Here is a 15,830-nt window from a genome sequence, read left to right on the forward strand (position 1 = left end):
CCCCGGCCATGTCGACCCCGTTCGTCACCGCCGAAGGTCTTGCGGCGCTGTGGCGTGAGCTGTCTGGTGCCGAGTACGAGTACGCCGGGATTCTGCTGTCGGCGGCGTCGACGTGGATACGCAACCGTAGACCGGGGATCGCAGACGACGATCCGGCCGCGAAGATCGTGTGCGTCGAGGTCGTCAAGGCCGTTCTACTGCCTGGTCAGTGGCAAGGATTCACCTCGTGGTCGCGCGCAGTCGACGACGCGGTGCTGTCGGCGACGCTCGCAGATCCGGCCGGCGCCCTCACCTTCACCGACTGGCATTACGAGCTACTCGGGATCAATCGGAATGCGCTGCCCGTCGGTCACTTCCCGCGAGACGACTACTGACCTTCTGGTCCCACGATCGTCCGCTCACGCCGGTTGAGGCCCCCGCCCGGCGTGAGCGGGCACCTTTTGCAGGGAGTTGCGTCGATGGTTGATCCTCTCGAAGTCTTTTGGACCCAACGACTCTGGGTGCAGCGCAAGACCGGCGACGGCGCATACGGCCCGATCCATGCCACCGAGGTGGAGCTGTTCGGCCGGATCAAGCACGTGAACAAGCTGGTGATCGACGACCGCGGTAACGAGGTTGTGTCGTCGACGCAGGTCTCGATGTCGGCTGTGACCGAGCGGATTCCGGTCGGGTCGCTGGCGCGGGTGGACGGCGATGACGACTGGCGTCCGGTGATCACCGAGTCGCCGCACATCGGCGGATTCGACCGCAGTCCCGACTACTACTCGATCTCCCTCGCATAGGAGGCTCGATATGACCCTCGAATGGAACGGCGCCGAGGCGATGAATGCTCTGTCGGCCGCCGCCGAGGAGGGACTCGCCGAGGCAGCGAAAGCGCTTCTCGCGTCGGCGAACTCGCGCATCCCGTTGGATGACGGCCCGCTGCGGGCGTCGGGGCGCACGGTGACGCAACGCAATGAGGCTGCCGTCGGCTACAACACCCCGTACGCGATCAAGCAGCACGAGCGACTGTCGTACCGGCACAAGCGCGGCCAGGCGAAGTGGCTCGAGGTGTCACTGCGCCTGGAATCGCAACGGCTGCAGCAGATCATCGCCGAACGCATCCGTGGAGCGCTCGGCGGATGACCGTCTCGCCGACGGCGCTGCTGCGATCTCTCGCGCAGCGCCTGCACAATGCTGGGCTGGCCCTGTGGGACCCGACCGGCGCCTACCCGCGCAACCCGTCGCGCCCGGTGATCACGATCGGCAAGCTGCCGCAGAACATCGTGTCGGCCGTGGCGCTGAATCACTACTTCACAGACCCTGAGATCGGTCTCGAGGGTCAACCACTTCACCTCGTGCAGTTGCTGTTTCGCGAGCCCGGGCCAACGCCGACGGCGGTCGTCGACCGCGAGCGCACCGCGAACAAGGTCCTGCACACCACATCTTCCGGCATCTGGCCGGGGGGAGTGTCGCCGCTGTCGGTGACATTCGCATCTGCCGCACCGGCTGAGTCTGAGGACGACGCCTGGCTCGTGGCGGCGAACTACGAGATCCGCCTCAACCCAGGAGGGACACCATCATGACTGCACCCCTGCAGGCAACCTCGACCGCCGATCTGTCGGTCGCAACTTCCGGCCTCTACCGTGTCGAGATCGACCTGGCGCCGGGCAAGGACACCGATCCGAGTGCAGCGCCCGCATCCGGCGGCTGGACCGAGATCCTCGGCATCCAGAAGTGGGCGCCGAAGTTTGAGCAGGTCACCGAGGACGACACCGATCTGTCCAGTGGCGGATGGAAGTCGGAGTACCCAGTCGGCAACGGCTTCACCGTCGACATCGAGGGCCTGACCAAGGGCGAGGAAGACCCCTCGTTCGTCGCCGACCCGGGCGTGCAGGCACTGCTCGACGCGTCCGAGAACTTCGGTCGGGCGGGCATCGTCCACATGCGCTACTGGCGTACCGATGCGCTGCCCGAGGCGAAGGCGTTCTACGCCTCGTGCAAGGTCTCGCGCAACGGCGAGAAGCCGCCCGCCCTCGACAAGTGGTCGGGCACCCTGACCGGCAAGGGCGCCCCGACCGCGATCACCAAGCCGACCGGCTCGATCACCAAGGTGTTCACCCTCGGCTCGGGCGTCACCGCGTTCACCGCGACTGTCGACTCGCAGACCACCGCGTCGATCACCACCCTGACCGCGGCCGGGCTGAAGTCTGCGCTGGAGGCGCTGTCCAACGTCGGCGCCGGCAATGTGACCGTCACCGGCAGCTCCGGCGGCCCGTTCACCGCGGTGTTCACCGTCCCGGTGACCGTGGTCAGCGCCAACGGCACCGGTGGCACCGTCACCGTCGCCTGACCCCATTCGGCCGACCCCAGGGGGCCGGGGCGGCCGTCCCACTTCCACGACACAGGAGGGCCTAACTCGTGGGCAAGGATCTATCTGCACTGCTGTCGCCGCGACTCGAGATCGAGTGGGGCGGCAAGACATTCACCCTGCCGCCGCTGATGGCCGACGACGGCCTACGGCTGCGCAACCTCATGCACAACCCGATGATGGGCTTCACCGACGACGGCGAGATCCGCGAGATCATGCGCTTGTTCGGCGCGACATGGGAGCCGCGCCTGATTGACATCGACGTCCTCGATCCGATCACCGGCGTTCCGCGCCTGGACGACGACGGGAACGTGGTCACGATGAAGGTCGATGAGGGGAGCTACGTCGGCGGCGTCTACGGCGAGCTGAAGGAGGCCGGCGCCGCGTGGGCGGACATCCTGCGGATCGGCAAGTACTGCCTGATCCATGCCGGGATGGGCGAGTTCGCGGCCGACGCCTGGCTTGCCGCGGAGGTCGACGAGCTGGGAAACCCGCAAGCCCCCACGTCCGCTCCATCGACGACGACGGGGGAGAACCGGAAAACCCGGGGCGCTGCCACCAAGAAGGCTGCACCCCGCAAGGCCGCCACGAAGAAGGCCGCTGGGGGCCGTACATCTGCGTCCCGGGCGCGTACGGCGGGGACGACCTAGGCGGCGGCGACTACAACCCGGCGATCGGAATCCGTGCCTGGTATCGGTCCGCCGCCGGGCCCGAGGAGCCTTCGGAGAGGCCGACACTCACGTGGGCGATGCTGCTCGATCACTGGTCGGCGATCGAGCTGGACCTGCAGACTGCGGGGATCGACGTCGAGTCTGGCATCCTCGCCGAGCGCACCTGGCGATGGCTCGAGCTGCGGATCATCGGATGCGTCACCGCGGGTGGGCACCTCACCCGCGTGCTGCAGGCCTAGTCGTCGGATTCATTCGATCGGATGTCATCTGACTGGATGTCACTCACCCGCCGGTGTGGCTTCTTCATCTCGAGGCGGCCACCGGCGCCGGGGTCGCTGAATTGCGCGGTTTCGGTGCCAGTACTTCGCGTCGGTGGCTTCGGTGGGGCCGTATCGGTGTCCACGAACAGCGCGCACACAGAGAAGACCGCGAGCAGCGCGGCGATCGTGCCGAATATCCAGTGGCCGGTAGAGAACGCCCAGATACACCCGATGCCAAAGAGGACAGCGAAGAGAATTAGGCCTGCTACCTCGTTCGTCTTCGAAGGTGTCGTTGGCGATTGCTTCTTCACCGGCGCAGCGGCTTTCGAGGCCTTTGGCGAGTAGGGCTGAGCATTGCCCATCTTGTTGTAGGTGCCGCACGCCTGGCAGTACAGCTTCTTCTTCGCCACCAGTGGTGCTGCTGCGCCAGCGATCCCCACGGTCGCGACGCCAGCTGACACGCCGATCACCTTCGACCGCCGCGTGCGCTTCTCGCTGAAGTTTCGGCCGCCGCAATGTGAGCACCGCAGATTTCCTGCGTCGTCGATCTGAATGTCGTCCATGACCGGATTCAACCATCCCCCTGACCTGGAGGTGACCTCTTGTCGCTGATCATCGGCCGCCTGGTGGCACAGCTCGGGGTGCAGGATCAGGGCCTCGCCGCCGGCATGCAGCGCGCCGAGCAGTCGATGCGGCAGGCGGAGTCGCAGGCCGGCCGGACCGGCAAGTCGGTGTCCGAGCTCGCGCAGGCCCAGGCGGCGGCATCCTCGCGCGCGGCCGCCGCTCTGCAGCGGCAGGCGCTCGCCGAGCAGAAGTTGGCCGATGCCCGGCGATCGGGTACGGCCTCGCAGCAGCAGCTCATGCGACTGGAGGCGTCGGCCGCGTCGGCACGCGCGTCGGCGATTTCTTCATCCAGTCGACTGACGTCAGCCCAACGACAGCTGAGTCAGGCCAACTCGGCGGTGGCGTCCTCATTCTCGGGCATGACCTCGCAGATGAAGCAGCAGACCGAGGGCATGAACGGCATGACGGCCGCGATCGTCAAGACCAGGACGATGCTCGGCGCGCTCGGCATCACTGCCGGCGCGGCCGGGACGGTCAAGTTCTTCACCGACGCGATCCAGAACGCGAGAGCACTCGGCGCCCAGACAAACCAGCTGAACATCTTCTTCGGCGAGGGCATGTCGACGATCCAGAACTGGGCCAAGGGTGCGGTGCAGGCGATGTCGATGTCGCAGCGCGCCGCCCAGGGTGCGGCTCTCGACTTCGCCACGTTCGGCTCCGCCGCGGGATTGACCGGGCAGAAGCTAGCCGGATTCTCGATGAAGCTGACCGAGGTGGCCGCCGACGCCGCGTCGTTCTACGCGGTGACCCCGCAGCAGATGATCGAGGACATGGGCAGCGCCTTCGCTGGCCAGTCCCGCCCGATGCAGAAGTACGGCGTTCTGCTGCAAGAGAATACGCTCAAGCAGACGGCATTCAATCACGGGATCACCGACTCGATCCGCGACCTCTCGCAGACCGAGCGCATCAAGACCGTCTACGTGGCGATGCTCGACCAGCTCGCCGTCACACAGGGCGACGTCGCGCGCACCTCGGAGGCATTCGGCAACAAGCTCAAGCGGCTGCAGGGTCGATTCGAAGAGGTGTCGGCGGGCATCGGTCAGAAGATGATGCCGCTGGCCAAGGCGTTCGTTGACCTGCTCGCCGGACCGGGCCTGTCTGTACTCGCCGGCTTCGGCTCCGCCCTCGGCGTGGTCGTCAAGGTGCTGACCACCGCCGGGTCGGCGTTCGCGGGACTGCCTGCGCCGATCCAGGCCGCGGTCGCCGCCGTCGTCGGGCTGCAGCTCGCGCAGCGGCTCCTTGGCACCCAGATGGCAACGGCCGGTTCGCATATCACCGGTATGGCCAACGCGGTCCGCAACTTTTCTCCGATCATCACCAGCGCATCTGATCGGATGCGCGGCATCTCGGCGGGGATGTCCGGCGTGGTCACGACCAGCCGGTATGGCCAGGTTGCGATCGGTCAGTTCGGCGCGCAGATCCAGCGGATCGGCAACCATGTCCCGATCGTCGCCAGGATGCAGACCGCGTTCATGAACGCCGCCGTCGAGGCCAACCGCTTCCCGCGCGCTGCCGGCGCGGCCGCCGCGGGCATGACCGCCGTGCGAGGTGCGGCGTCTGGCCTGATGGGTGCGCTCGGTGGCCCGTGGGGCGCTGCGATCATGGGTGCAACAGTGCTGCTCGGGCTGTTTATCTCGCAGAAGCAGAAGGATAAGCAGGCATCGCAGGAGGCTGCGGCAGCCACGGCGTCGTGGTCTGATCAGCTCGTCGCGTCCGGCGGAAAGATGACGAGCGCGCTGCGCAACGACATCGCGAAGGCGGTGCAGGACAGCAGCAAGAAGATCCAGTTCGCCGGCAACGACACCCGCAAGCTGGCCGATGCCATGCGCGAGGTGGGGATCTCGTCCAAGGATGCGGTCGACGCGATCTCGGGTAACGCGGAGGCGTGGGACCGGGTTCGGGCGAAGCTGAAGGCGTACCAGGAGCAGCACGGTCAGGGTCGCGCAGACATGTTCGTCGAGGACGACATGACCAAGGCGTTGGCCGAGCTCGGTGACCAGTACGGCGCCGCCACCACACGGGCCGCCGAACTCGCAAAGGTCAACCGCGACACCGCGGTTAGTTTCGACAACACCGCTGAGGCGGCGGGCGTGATGACCACCGCGATGGTCGAGTTCGAGGAGTCCACCGACGGCGCCGCATCGAAGGTCGAGAAGCTGGTCAAGGCGCTCGATCAGCTGAATCAGGACTCGCAGACGCAGGAGGAGGCGCTCCAAGAGTGGAATGATGCGATCCGCGACTTCACCGAGCAGTACGAGGCGGCCGGTGCCGCGGTCGTGGACGCCGGCGGGAACATCGACACCACCACCAAGGCTGGCAGCGAGCTGCGCGAGAAGATGGAAGACCAGGCGTCGGCCTTCAATCAGGTTGGTGCGGCGGCGTACGAGTACGCGCAGTCGATGGGCATGGACGTCGCATCGTCGCTCGACTATGTGCGCGATAAGCTTGTGGCGCAACGAAAGTCCTTCGTCGACGCGGCGGTCGGCATGGGAATGCCGATCGAGAAGGCCAACGCCCTCGCTGACGCATACGGGATGATCCCCGAGCGTATCGTCACCCAGCTCAACGTGCAGGGCATGGAGTACGCGCTGTCCGGCCTGAATGCGTTGGGCGTCAAGGCACAAGCGCTCCCGGTCGGCAACCTCAAGATCGTCGAGAACACGTCTGAGGTGCGCGCGAAGCTCGACGAGATGAAGATCAAGTACGCGGTCATCGACGGCAAAGTGGTCATCGACACCAACAGTCCTGAGGTCATCCGCGCGATGGAAGCCCTCGGTGTCAAGGTGGAGACCCTGCCGAATGGCTATGTGCAGCTTGATGACAACAGCCCTGCCGTGATGCAGAAGCTGAACGATCTCGGCATCAAGACCCAGACCCTGCCGAACGGCAAGATCGTCATCAACCCCGAGGACGCCGCGTTCTGGGAGGCGGTTCGCAAGGCGCAGGAGCCGGGCCAGAAGAATATCGTCGTCAACTACGTCGACAGCAACGGCAACACTACTGCGAGAGGCCTCGGCTCGTCCGGTGTCCCCATGTCGGAGGAATTCCTCCGCAAGAACAGGGCGGTGCCGCAGAACGCGACGGGTGGTCCGATCGTCGGCCCTGGCACTAAGACCTCCGACAGCGTGCTCATGTGGGGGTCCAACGGCGAGTTCGTCCAGCAGGCTTCGGCCGTCGATTACTACGGTCCCGGCTTCATGCACGCGCTGAACCAGCGGCAGATCCCCAAGAGCGCGTTGCCCGGGTTCGCCACCGGAGGCCTCATCGAGGTCCACGACCTCGCGCAGTACGTGACTGGCATCGAGAGCGGGACGTATGGGCTGGGCAACTGGGGTGACGGCTGGAACACCGACTGCTCCGGTGGTCAGTCGATCGCGGTCAACGCCGTCCACGGCAACATGCAGCCTGGCACCGGCGAGCGGGCAGGGACCGCGGCATTCTCGACGTTCCTGCCGTCCCATGGCTACACGATCGGCACCGCGCCATCGGGTGTCGCCGCACATGAGGTTGGCTGGTCGATCGAGCATACCGCGGGCACCCTTTACGGCAAGTCCGGCGCGTCCGTCAATTTCGAGATGGGTGGCGGCATGGACAACACCACCTTCTCCGACGGAAAGTACGGCGGCACAGTCGGTTCACGACACTCGCAGTTCTCCGACCACGCGTACATCATCCTCCCGGACAACTACGGCGCCGGGTCTGGCGGCACCCCAGCGAACGCCGACATCACCCTGACCGCGGACTCCTCGCGCGATGACGTGGCGAAGAAGATCATCGCCGAGGGACGGAAGCGCGGCTACACCGACGAGCAGATCACCGCGGTGCTGTCGACGGGCATCCAGGAGTCCAACCTGGACCCGAAGGCCCAGGGCGGCGGTGGTGCGTGGCATGGCGTGTTCCAGCAGGACGAGTCCTACGACGGTCGAGATGACCCGAACACCAACATCACCGGGTTCTACGACAAGCTCGACGAGAAGAAGAAGTCCGAGGGCTGGTCGGAAGACATGTGGTCCAACATCTTCTGGCTTCAGCAGGCGCCGGGGGCCGAGTCTGCCGAGGCCGCGGTAGCCAACGGCCGCGCCGAGTATCTCGACGAGATCAAGTCGAAGCAGTCCGAGGCGGGCACCATGTTGTCGACGCTCGGGCCGTCGATCTCTACCGGATCGGCCAGCGAGTTCCCCGGTGGCACTGGCGGTACCGGCACGACGGACACCACCAGCAGCACCACCGAGACCGAGCCGCCCGACGATCCGACACTGTTCGACTTCACGATCCGAAATCCGTTCGAACCGTTCTGGTGGAAGGGCGAGAAGAAGTACCGCGACCATGTGATCGACGAGTACAAGAAGCAGAAGGAATGGGACGAGTACTGGAGCGGGACTGGCTCCGGAGGATCATCCACGGCCGCCACGGCATCGTCGATCGCGGCCGCGGAATCCAGCCTCGAGGAGGCCAAGCGCAATGTCGCCGAGGCGACGGAGAAGCAGCGCATCGCCGAGATGAAACTCGAGGAGGTGAAGGCCAACCCGAAGTCGAAGCCGTCGCAGATCGCGTCCGCTGAGCAGTCCGTCGTCAAGGCGAAGAACGACGTCACCCAGGCCAACGAGAAGCAGCACACCGCGGAGCTGAAGCTGCAGGAACTGCGCGCCAAGGGGACCACCTCGACCGGCAAGGGAACCGGTAGGTCGGGGACGGGCAAGTCGAAGGGGAAGACCACCTCCCCGTCGTCGCCGTCGCAGATCTCGGCAGCAGAGTCGGCGCTCGAAGAGGCCAAGCGGTCGCTCGAAGAGGCCAAGGAGAAGCAGCGGATCGCAGAGCTCAAGCTGCAGGAGGTGAAGGCCAACCCGAAGTCGAAGCCGTCGCAGGTGGAGGCGGCCGAACTCGCGGTGACGAAGGCGAAGAACGACGTCACCCAGGCGACGGAGAAGCAGCGAACGGCCGAACTCAAGCTGCAGGAGGTGAAGTCGAAGGGTGCAACAGTGGTGCACGCCAACACCGGCGGCACGGTGCCCGGCATCGGCAGCACCGACATCGTCCCGGCGATGCTCACGCCCGGCGAGGAGATTATCCGCAAGGGCGTAGCTGAACGACCTGGCGTGCGGGCATTCCTCAAGCAGCTCAACGCTGGTCAGTTGCAGGGGCTCAACGGTGGAGGGACGGCCGGGTTCGCCGGCTACGCCGACGACGACCGCGACGCGATGGCGCCGAAGAACTGGTACGACTGGGTCGGCCTGGGCGTCGGCGCCGGATTCAGTGCCTACAACTCGCTCGAGCCGTACGGCCAGATGCTCGCGACCGGTGAGGTCGATCTCGGCAACATCACCCCGCGGATCTCGACCAACTCGACCGACACCTCGTATCTGTCTGGTGTTGTCGGCGATCTCGGTGGCCAGATCTCGCAGCAGCTCGAGGAGTTGATCTGGGCGGTCAAGGAGGGCAAGGACATTCACGTGACGGTGACCTCGGAGAGCAAGCCGCAGGGTTGGAACGAGCCGCAACTGGCCGACATGAAGTTCGGGGGCTGACGTGGCAACCTATGTGCTCACTGACCTGAATGGCCGCGAGTGGGATTTCAGCTCGACGTGTCCTCTTGGGCTGCAGTCGATCAAGGGTATCGACGGCGCTGAGTTCGGCCTCGAAGAACTGCATGGCGTCGGCCAGCGTGGCGTGACCGTTGTCGGCTCTGATTTCAAGGCCGGGCAGATCCAGATGGTCGTGAAGGTGGAGCCGTGGAAGATCGGGCTCGAGGGTCAGGACGCGGTCGAGATCCTGTCGGCGTGGCGTGACGGCATCGGCGAGGGCGAGGTACGCCGGGGCGACAATGAGATGAGCCTGACGGTCATCGACGCCGGTGGCGCTGGTCGGTTCCAGGCGATTCGGCTGACGAAGAAGGGCCCCGCCGATTGGGAGAAGGTGCAGCATGCAGGCTTCTTCCGCGACGAGTTGACGTTCCAGTCTGACGAGTCGGATTGGCGCGCACCGCCGATCACGTCGACGTTCACCGCCGCCCAGTTCGCGGGCGCGAAGGTGGCGAACCACGGCACTGTCGACTCGTGGCCGTGGTTCCGGCTCACCGGCCCGATCACCTCGCCGACGCTGGGCATTGCGGGCGAGGCGGTGAATCTGCCAACGCTGGCCGCGGGCAAGACGTTGACCATCGAGACCGACCCGAACTGGTATCAGGTCACCGACCAGGACGGCGTGGACAAGACGTTCTCGCTCTACATACTCGCCGACGGAGCGGATGATCGCTGGCGCAATCAGGCGCCGGCACGGAACACCGACATCCCCGTGACAGCGACTGGCACCGGGACGACCGGGGCAACGAAGCTGGAGGTAGTTGTGCCGCAGATCTATCGGAGTGCCCTGTGACCACCACCGAGCCCGGATATGCGCGGCCGAACACGGTGGATGGCGCGTTCGACTACTTCGACATCGGCCTGCGCGTCGGCTCGGGGCCGGGCAGCAAGATCGCCTGGCGGCCGGTCGGCCGGTACCTCAAGGCGACCGTTCGGCCGACGTGGGGGATCGATCCCGGGGTGTTCTCGTTCTCGCTGCATCCTGATCACCCGCTCGTGGCGTCGATGACGCAGCGGAAGGTCAAGGAGACGTGCTGGCACTTCCGTGCTGGCTACAACGGCCTCAACGCGTTGACCGGTCGGGTGATGGCCGTCGAATATGACGGCGCGCCGGGTCGCGCGCCGTACACCTACACCGGGGTGTGCAACAAGCGGTGGCTGGGCTCGATGAACGCATGGGTCAACAACATGCTGTTCCCCGAGATCCAGATCAACCTCACCGGCAAGCAGGACATCCGGCTCGGCAAGCCTGATCCGGTGATGAAGAGCTACCTGGCGTCGGTGGCAACACGGCTGAATGTGCCTGTGTATGCGAAGCTTCCGATCCACTGGGACTGGAACTGGCCGAACCTCGCCGACATCGACAGTCTCGATGACCTGCTCGATCTGATCCTGGACCTCCCCGAGGGGCTGGTCGCGATGGCCGCGCGATTCCCGTCACTGCAGGACCTGTTCCGGTTGACCGCTGAGCGCATGGAGATGGGCATGAAGGTGGACTTGTGGGATGGCCACGGCACGAGTCCGCAGGTGTTCAACACGTCGAGCATCGCGAACTTGCAGTCGATCATCGACCGGACGAGTGACGGATTCCTCGACCTGTCAAGGCTTCTCAGTCCGCTCAACAACGGTCTGTACTCGTTGAGCATGGACCGCGCCGGTTATGTTTTCGATACTGCACAGAAGCGTGAGCGCCAGAACGTGCAGTGGCGCACCGACGGTGGGCAGATTCAGAACATCAAGTACAACTGCTCGCACCCTGAGCGGTACATGTCGATCATCGGCGGCAAGAGCCCGGCGATCCTCAACGACATCATCGAGATCGGCGCCAATCTGGCCATCGCTGGCATCATCGCCGCGCTGGCGACCATCCCTGGCTTGACCGGCATCGGCGGCCTGTCGGTCGTGGTCGGAGACTTGTTTGATGACATTTTCTTCGCCTATGAAGTCTACTGGGAGAGCGAGATCCGCGATTCGATCGGTGCGGACGACGCGTTCCCCGAGGGCTTCGTGGACAACACCGCGAGCCACTCGATCGAGGGTTACAGTGTGGCGCATCACGACCTCGCGCAGCAGGGTTCGGAGACGTTGACGATCACCGCGCAGGCAGGCACCGCTGACGGCCGAGGCATCAGCTTCGGGGCCGACAATGACACCCCGCGCCGGTACCAGCTCGGCGACATTGTCACCTTCTACGACCGTGGTCTCGTCGTCGAGCAGTACGTGTCCGAGGTGGCGATCTCCCACGAGCCGGGGAAGGGCCTCATCGAGGAGCCGACCGTGGGGAAGTCGAAGAAGGCAAAGGGGCCGTGGGACCGACTGTTCGGCCTGTTCGGCGAGGCTGGGACCCTCGCCGACGCGGTCGCCAACGCAGTCTGACCAGACCCGAAACACCCTGCGCCCGTCCGGGTGTGGGGATATTTCCATGCCATGCCTAGAGGAGGCGTCATGACGATCACCATCACCCCCGCGAGAGCACAGGAGGTCCATGACCGAGCGCGCGCTCGCAATGGCCTGTACTACGGCTACGGCGAGGCGTTCACCACCAACCCTCGACAGTCGACAGACTGTTCGGGGCTTGTGCTGCAGACTGGTGCCTGGTACGGAGGCCGGACCGATTGGTCGGGCAACCGATACGGATCGACCGAGAGTTTCCGCCTCGACTACGCCGTCGTCTACAACATCGGGTTCAAACGGTTGGGCTCGAGTCTCTCGGCGGCCCGGGCGAAGCTCGCCACCCTCGGGTTCGCGCCGGTCATGCTCGTCGGCCTCCAGCATGGCGGCGGCGGCATCTACTCCCACACTGCGTGCACGCTGATGACGATGGACAGGCCGGGCGGCCCGGTGGTGCAGTCGGCGCGCGGCGTGGACTGGGAGTCGCAGGGTAACGGCGTGTTCCTCTACGACGGGGCGCGCGCGTGGAATGACGGCCTATTCCATGACTACTGGTACTTCGACGGCCGACTCCAGGCTGCGCCGGTGATCAATGAGATCGACGCAGAGGCGAAGCGTGCAGCGGCCTGGATCGGTGCCCGCAAGACTGGTGAGCTCGACACTGTGGCGCCGGGCGGCAAGTACGCCGACTTCGTCGGCGGGCGCGTCTACTGGCATCCGCTGGTGCGTGCGGGGAAGGCGGCCGGAGATCGGGCGGTCGCGGTGCCGAACCACATCCTGGAGGCGTACAACAAGGTCGGTTCGTCGGCTGGCCCGCTGGGGCTGCCGACCGAGCGGCACACCGTGATCAAGGGTGTCGGTGACATTCAGGCGTTCGAGCGAGGCGTCATCTACCGCAAGTACGGCGCAGATGGGGTGGTCGTGCACGGAGCGATCCTGGACCGTTTCGCCGCCGACAAGTTCGAGGCCGGATGGGGATGGCCGCTCACTGGCGAGGCCCCGACCGCCGAGGGCGGCCGGATGCAGGAGTTCGAGAAACGAACCGCGACATGGCATCCGAGTGGTGTTGTGACCTCCGACCGGAAGGACGTCCAGTGATCACCCCCATCCCCGAGTCGGAGATCGTCGACGAACTGCGTGCGCAGCTGCAGGAACAACCGTGGTACCGGAGGTTCGCGAACGCGGCCACATCCGCGGTGGGCGCGGTGTCGCTGATCGTGTGGCTGCTCGTCGCCAACGGTGTCGACATCCCGGTGCAGGTGCAGACCGGTATCGCCTCGGCGATCGCGGTCCTCACCACCCTCGGTGTCCTCAACACGCGCAACGGCCTGACCCCGCGCGGTATCGACCGTGTCGAGCAGGCCGCTGACATCGTGGCTGCTGGCGGCCGACATCGGCGTGGTGGCGAGTGACCGGGCTTGACGAGGTGGCGTCGTGAATCAGATTCCGGGACTCCCGTGGGGCGACATCTCCACGGGGGCGCTCCTCGCCGTGGCGGTGGTCCTACTGCTCACCGGAAGATTGATCCCGCGGACGACCCATGACCGGGAGATCGCGGACAAGGACGCCCAGATCACCTACCTCCAGGCCGCACTCGACGTCAATCGAGAGAAGTCGTCCGAGCTTCTGAGGCAGAACGGACTACTGCTGGATGCGGCACGCTCGGGCACGTTGGCCGCCGCGGCGTTGCAGCAGGCCCTCCACCTCCAGGAGGAGGAGACCTGATGCGGTGGCCGTGGAGTAGGCCGTGCGAGTCGGCGAAGATCCGAGCGGCGAAGATCCGAGAGGCGCGCGCCGAGATGGACGTCGAGGTGGCCGGGCTGCGTGAGGTGCAGTCGCGGCGTGGCGAGGCGGAGAGACTGGCGGCAATCGGCCGAGACCAGCAGGAACGTAACCACTTTGGCGAAGGGATTGAGCGGGCGATGCGTCGGAGATTTGCATGATGCGGGCGATCGGTGGGGCGGTGGTGACTGTCGCGGCGGGCGCGCTGCTGCTGCCGGTGCTGGACTGGGTCGACGTGGATGCGCGGACTGGCGCGAACGCGCTGATCGTGACGATCGCCTCGCTGGCTGGTGTGTTCACCCTGCTGTACGGTCTGCGGTCACACTGGACGGCGACGCACGCGGGCCGTGCGGTGCTCTACATGTCGACCGCGCTGACCTTGTTCGGCGCGCAGGTGTCGGTGTCTGCGTGGTCGGGTTCGGACTACCCGTGGCGCAACGAGATCCGCTGGATTCTCTACTTCGCCCTCGCGGTGACGCTGGCCAATTTGATCAGGACGCTACTGCGTGAGCAGCGGCGCGACGGAGGAGACTGACCGATGCCTGTGCGCTACCCGGGCGGCCGCAAGCCGTCGGCCGATCTGGCCGAGGAGATGCAGCGGAAGATGCTGGACGCCTTGGTCATCGCGCCTCTGGCGAAGATGCTGGGCGAGTTCTTTCACGTGGACCCGGCGGACTTCGACACCGTCGCCGAGATCGAGGCGAAGCTCCAGGAGTTCTTCGGGTCGATCCCGATCTTGGGTGACCTGATCGAGGTGTTGACCGGCCGTGAGGACGGTGATCTCGACGATCTGGGCACGTGGGTGAACACTGTGCTGAGACCGGGGATTTCGGGCCTGATCGACATGGCCCGCATCCCCCAACTGTCGCTGTCGCAGTTGACGTCTCAGCCGGGACCGAATCTGCTGACCGGGTTCGGCGACTTCGCCGATGCCGAGTCGATGGATGGCGGCGGGGTGTGGGTGTGGGATGCGTCGGTCGGTGGTGGGTCGGCGCGCACGACTGGCGACGGTGCCCGCAAGGTGTTGACGTCGGAGCTGGTGGCGGTCTCCGAGGGTCAGGCGCTCGCGCTCGCGGGGAAGGTGCAGTGGTCGGGGGCGGCGGGTACCGGGCCGTGTATGCGGCTGGTGGTGATGCCGTTCGTCGGTGACACCGCGCTGCCCGAGGTTGTGATCTCATCGATCACCTCGCCACCGGCATCGTCGACTGGGTTCGTCTCCCTGTCGGGCAATCACACGGTCGCGGCGAATGTGACGGGGGTGCGGGTTCGTCTCGCGGTCGAGGCCGCGTTGACCGCGGGCACGGTGTGGTGGGATGACGTCACATTGCGCAAGACCGCAACCTCACTGCCGCAGCAGTGGATCTCGGGGTTGACGACCGCTCTCGGTGACCTCGGTGATGACATCGAAGGTGCGCTGGCCTGGATCAAGGACCTGATCGAGAAGCTGACCGGGCAGGCGCGGGCGACCATCGAGGACGCGATCGCCGACGTCGTCACGTTCGGCACCCAGATCAAGACGATCTTGTCCGGCGGGCATGTGTCGTCTCCGCTCCCCAACCTCGTGGGAGCCGTCGTCGGCACCCAGCAGACTGTCCTGAACCAGATCGGCGAGCTGTTCGACGGAGGGTCGGTCACCCCGATCAACTCGGTGGTCCAGGCGGTCAAGGATGGCCTGGCCGGCCTCAATGCCGGAATCTCCGGAGCGACGAATTCCGCAGTGCAGGCCGTCGTCGACGGCATGAACGGGATCGGCTCGTTCGCTGCCGCGATCGTGGCGGCGATCAATGCGGCGATCCAGGACATTCTCAACTCGATCTTTGGTGACGGCGGCACCCGTTGGGGGCAGGAAGTTTACGTCGCAGCCGGGCCGGTCGCCGTGGGATTCAACGACGTCCCGCTCGGGTTCGGGATGCCGTTTGGCGGCAAGATCAACGAGTTCATGTTCTATTCGTCGGACCATCTGTCCAACGGCTCGGGGACGAAGGTGGTCGTCGAGATCAGGAGGAACGGCACGGCAATCCACACCTATACATGGGCCGGTGGGAGCAACTCGGGGTCGGTCAGCGGACTGAATCTCACTGTGGTCAAGGGCGACCGGATCACCTTCTATGTCACCGAGGCGACCTCATTGATGGCGAACATGTCGATCTCGGTCCTGGGAAAGTACACCTGA

General features: G+C 65.6%; 16 protein-coding genes. 15 read left to right on the forward strand and 1 reads right to left on the reverse strand.

The window, feature by feature from the left end; genetic code table 11:
• The first annotated feature begins 8 nt into the window (after window positions 1-8).
• The 7 genes from Q9K23_RS22510 to Q9K23_RS22540 all read left to right on the forward strand — a co-directional run bounded on the left by Q9K23_RS22510 (window position 9) and on the right by Q9K23_RS22540 (window position 3,260).
• Window positions 9-374 carry a hypothetical protein gene (locus Q9K23_RS22510; RefSeq protein WP_152972780.1) on the forward strand — a complete coding sequence of 122 codons (366 nt, stop codon included), beginning with the start codon at window positions 9-11 and terminating at the stop codon, window positions 372-374.
• A gap of 126 nt (window positions 375-500) precedes the next feature.
• Window positions 501-782 carry a hypothetical protein gene (locus Q9K23_RS22515; protein ID WP_020794759.1) on the forward strand — a complete coding sequence of 94 codons (282 nt, stop codon included), beginning with the start codon at window positions 501-503 and terminating at the stop codon, window positions 780-782.
• A gap of 10 nt (window positions 783-792) precedes the next feature.
• Window positions 793-1,125 carry a hypothetical protein gene (locus tag Q9K23_RS22520; RefSeq protein WP_020794758.1) on the forward strand — a complete coding sequence of 111 codons (333 nt, stop codon included), beginning with the start codon at window positions 793-795 and terminating at the stop codon, window positions 1,123-1,125.
• Window positions 1,122-1,565, forward strand: coding sequence for a hypothetical protein (locus Q9K23_RS22525; protein ID WP_020794762.1), 444 nt, complete (start codon window positions 1,122-1,124; stop codon window positions 1,563-1,565). The genes Q9K23_RS22520 and Q9K23_RS22525 overlap by 4 nt, the downstream gene beginning before the upstream one ends.
• Complete coding sequence (locus tag Q9K23_RS22530; protein WP_020794766.1) at window positions 1,562-2,332, forward strand: hypothetical protein; 771 nt, start codon at window positions 1,562-1,564, stop codon at window positions 2,330-2,332. Before Q9K23_RS22525 ends, Q9K23_RS22530 begins: the two co-directional genes overlap by 4 nt.
• A gap of 68 nt (window positions 2,333-2,400) precedes the next feature.
• Window positions 2,401-3,000: a hypothetical protein gene (locus Q9K23_RS22535; RefSeq protein ID WP_020794767.1), complete on the forward strand. Its 600-nt coding sequence runs from the start codon at window positions 2,401-2,403 to the stop codon at window positions 2,998-3,000.
• Between the two features lie 98 nt (window positions 3,001-3,098).
• Window positions 3,099-3,260 (forward strand): hypothetical protein, encoded by a 162-nt coding sequence (locus tag Q9K23_RS22540; protein ID WP_020794764.1) that lies wholly within the window; start codon window positions 3,099-3,101, stop codon window positions 3,258-3,260.
• Here the strand turns inward: Q9K23_RS22540 and Q9K23_RS22545 are convergent.
• Window positions 3,257-3,844, reverse strand: a complete 588-nt coding sequence (locus Q9K23_RS22545) for a hypothetical protein (RefSeq protein ID WP_053777555.1) — start codon at window positions 3,842-3,844, stop codon at window positions 3,257-3,259. The genes Q9K23_RS22540 and Q9K23_RS22545 overlap by 4 nt on opposite strands.
• Window positions 3,845-3,883: 39 nt before the next feature.
• Here Q9K23_RS22545 and Q9K23_RS22550 point away from each other — a divergent pair, with 39 nt between their 5' ends.
• The 8 genes from Q9K23_RS22550 to Q9K23_RS22585 all read left to right on the forward strand — a co-directional run bounded on the left by Q9K23_RS22550 (window position 3,884) and on the right by Q9K23_RS22585 (window position 15,830).
• Window positions 3,884-9,430: a hypothetical protein gene (locus tag Q9K23_RS22550; protein ID WP_305950288.1), complete on the forward strand. Its 5,547-nt coding sequence runs from the start codon at window positions 3,884-3,886 to the stop codon at window positions 9,428-9,430.
• Between the two features lies 1 nt (window position 9,431).
• A complete protein-coding gene (locus Q9K23_RS22555) occupies window positions 9,432-10,277 on the forward strand; it encodes a hypothetical protein (protein ID WP_020794756.1) in 846 nt (281 codons plus the stop codon).
• Window positions 10,274-11,860, forward strand: coding sequence for a hypothetical protein (locus Q9K23_RS22560; protein ID WP_020794754.1), 1,587 nt, complete (start codon window positions 10,274-10,276; stop codon window positions 11,858-11,860). The genes Q9K23_RS22555 and Q9K23_RS22560 overlap by 4 nt, the downstream gene beginning before the upstream one ends.
• A gap of 69 nt (window positions 11,861-11,929) precedes the next feature.
• A complete protein-coding gene (locus tag Q9K23_RS22565) occupies window positions 11,930-12,973 on the forward strand; it encodes a gp11 domain protein (RefSeq protein ID WP_020794755.1) in 1,044 nt (347 codons plus the stop codon).
• Entirely contained in the window at window positions 12,970-13,287 is a 318-nt protein-coding gene (locus tag Q9K23_RS22570; protein WP_020794748.1) for a hypothetical protein, read from the forward strand. Before Q9K23_RS22565 ends, Q9K23_RS22570 begins: the two co-directional genes overlap by 4 nt.
• A gap of 22 nt (window positions 13,288-13,309) precedes the next feature.
• Complete coding sequence (locus Q9K23_RS22575) at window positions 13,310-13,600, forward strand: hypothetical protein (protein WP_053777551.1); 291 nt, start codon at window positions 13,310-13,312, stop codon at window positions 13,598-13,600.
• Between the two features lie 214 nt (window positions 13,601-13,814).
• Window positions 13,815-14,192, forward strand: a complete 378-nt coding sequence (locus Q9K23_RS22580) for a hypothetical protein (RefSeq protein WP_020794752.1) — start codon at window positions 13,815-13,817, stop codon at window positions 14,190-14,192.
• A gap of 3 nt (window positions 14,193-14,195) precedes the next feature.
• Window positions 14,196-15,830: a hypothetical protein gene (locus tag Q9K23_RS22585; RefSeq protein WP_305950289.1), complete on the forward strand. Its 1,635-nt coding sequence runs from the start codon at window positions 14,196-14,198 to the stop codon at window positions 15,828-15,830.

Origin of the sequence: Gordonia sp. NB41Y, from assembly GCF_030718915.1 — a bacterium.
Classification (GTDB): Bacteria; Actinomycetota; Actinomycetes; order Mycobacteriales; family Mycobacteriaceae; genus Gordonia; species Gordonia desulfuricans.

Coding starts and splice junctions, on each gene's coding strand:
- Q9K23_RS22510 (WP_152972780.1), top strand. CDS start 9: ATGTCGACCCCGTTCGTCACCGCCGAAGGTCTTGCGGCGCTGTGGCGT.
- Q9K23_RS22520 (WP_020794758.1), top strand. CDS start 793: ATGACCCTCGAATGGAACGGCGCCGAGGCGATGAATGCTCTGTCGGCC.
- Q9K23_RS22525 (WP_020794762.1), top strand. CDS start 1,122: ATGACCGTCTCGCCGACGGCGCTGCTGCGATCTCTCGCGCAGCGCCTG.
- Q9K23_RS22530 (WP_020794766.1), top strand. CDS start 1,562: ATGACTGCACCCCTGCAGGCAACCTCGACCGCCGATCTGTCGGTCGCA.
- Q9K23_RS22540 (WP_020794764.1), top strand. CDS start 3,099: ATGCTGCTCGATCACTGGTCGGCGATCGAGCTGGACCTGCAGACTGCG.
- Q9K23_RS22545 (WP_053777555.1), bottom strand. CDS start 3,844: ATGGACGACATTCAGATCGACGACGCAGGAAATCTGCGGTGCTCACAT.
- Q9K23_RS22565 (WP_020794755.1), top strand. CDS start 11,930: ATGACGATCACCATCACCCCCGCGAGAGCACAGGAGGTCCATGACCGA.
- Q9K23_RS22580 (WP_020794752.1), top strand. CDS start 13,815: ATGATGCGGGCGATCGGTGGGGCGGTGGTGACTGTCGCGGCGGGCGCG.
- Q9K23_RS22585 (WP_305950289.1), top strand. CDS start 14,196: ATGCCTGTGCGCTACCCGGGCGGCCGCAAGCCGTCGGCCGATCTGGCC.